Source organism: Okeania sp. (genome assembly GCF_983059655.1).
Map to the genome: position 1 here is coordinate 1 of NZ_CEZPJD010001063.1, position 2,216 is coordinate 2,216.

The 2,216-nt window shown below is 32.2% G+C and carries 1 protein-coding gene; it reads left to right on the forward strand.

Annotated features, from left to right (window positions below):
* Positions 1-40: 40 nt before the first annotated feature.
* The coding region (locus AC3DU7_RS31765; protein WP_488043214.1) for a tetratricopeptide repeat-containing sulfotransferase family protein at positions 41-2,216 on the forward strand (2,176 nt) is incomplete at its 3' end.

Here is a 2,216-nt window from a genome sequence, read left to right on the forward strand (position 1 = left end):
TTCTTCCTTCTTCCTTCTTCCTTCTGACTCATCTAAAATTATGTCCTCAAATACAGACTTACAAACAATAGTATTGCAATACCAAAAACAGGCAGAAACTTATTTATCCCAAGGCAAAATAGAATCAGCGATCGCCTGTTATGAAAAAGTTCTAGAACTTCAACCTGAAGATTGGGGAATTTACCAAAATTTGGGAGATATTTACCTCCAAGAAGGAAATTTTTCACAGGCTATTACTATTTACCAAAATGCCATTCAACTTAATCCTAATTTTTCCTGGTTTTATCACAAATTAGGGGAGGCATTAATGAAACTTCAACAGTGGGAAAAAGCTGTTACAGCATATCAACGTGCTATAGAACTTAACCCTGATTTTTCTTGGTCATATCAGAAACTGGGAGAGACTTTTATACAACTATCAAAATGGGATTTAGCAACTACAGCATTTAGACAGGCAATTAAACTAAATTCTGATTTTTATTTATCTTACGAAAAATTAGGAGAAGCACTGACTCAACAAGATAATTTACATGAAGCGGTAACTGCTTACCAAAAAGCTATAAAAATTAATCCTAATTCTTATTGGTCTCACAATAAATTAGGAGAAACTTTAATTAAATTAGGTAAATTAGACCAAGCAGAGATAACTCTACAAAAAGCTATAGAAATCAATCCCAAGATTTACTCTGCTCACCATAATTTAGGAGAAGTTTTATTCAAACAACAAAGAGAAACAGAAGCCATTACCAAATATCATCAAGCCATCAAAATTAATCCTAATTCTTATTGGTCTCATAACTCATTAGGAGATACTTTAGTAAAATTAGAAAATTGGTCAGAAGCCATAACAGCATACCATCGTGCCATAGAAATTAATCCTAACTATTATTGGTCTTATAATTCATTAGGAGATGTTCTAGAAACTACAGGAAAATCAGACCAAGCAATTACCAGTTACTTAAAAGCAATAGAACTTAATCCAGAAATAGATAGACCTCATTTATGTTTATGGAATTTGTTTCTCAAACAAGATAAATGGGAAAAAGCAGAAAAAATCTACCGCCAAGAAATTGAAAAAAATCCTCATAACTATTGGCTATGGAATTATTTAGGAAATACCCTAGTAAAACAACAAAGATTAGATGAAGCTATCGCCTCTTATCAAAAAGCTATTTCTATTCAACCTAATATTTCTGAAATTTATCAATTTTTAGGAGATGCTTTTATTCAACAACAAAAGTGGGATGAAGCTGCTATTGTTTATCTGCGTGCTGTAGAACTTAACCCTGAATTATCCTGGTCAAATTATAATTTATGGCACACTTTAGAGCGTTGCGGAAAATTAGATGAAGTAGTCAATTTATATCGACAGTTTATTCAGCAAAATCCAGATTCATATTTGTCCTATATAAATCTCGGAGAAATTCTGACAAAACAGAATCAAATAGATGAAGCAATTATTTGTTACCAAACTGCTTGTTACCAACAAACTTTAAAATCTTACCCCTCCCTTTACCAAAAACAGTGGAATTTTACAGACATTCAAAATCCTAACTTTCTAATTATTGGAGTAGGAAAAGGAGGAACGACCTCCTTATTTAGTTATCTCATCCAACATCCTCAAATTTTATCCCCTGTTGTCAAAGAAATAAATTTTTGGTCGATGAACTTTGACAAAGGAATAAATTGGTATCTCTCTCATTTTCCTGCCATTCCAAACCATGAAAATTTAATAACTGGAGAAGCAAGTCCTAGTTATTTAGGAAATTGGGAAGCACCAGACAGAATATTTAATTACTTTCCCAAAATCAAATTAATAATTATGTTGAGAAACCCTTTAGATAGAGCTATTTCTCACTACTATCATTGGCGAAGGATAAATAGAGAAAATCGTCCTTTAGAAACAGCATTAAACGAAGAATTAGAAAATTGGCAAATGATTTATAAAAATTCTCCCTTAGACAGTAGTTATTGGCATCATGGATTATATTATTTAGGCACTGGCATATACATAGATTTTATCCACAATTGGATGAGAATATTTCCTCAAGAACAAATTCTAATTTTGCCCACAGAAGAATTTTATCGAACTCCAATAACCATGATGAAACGAGTCTTTGATTTTCTCGGTCTGCCAAATTATAAAGTTCCCGACTACAAGAAATTAAATTTAGGTTCCTATCCCCCTACCAGTAAATCACTGCATCAAAAATTGA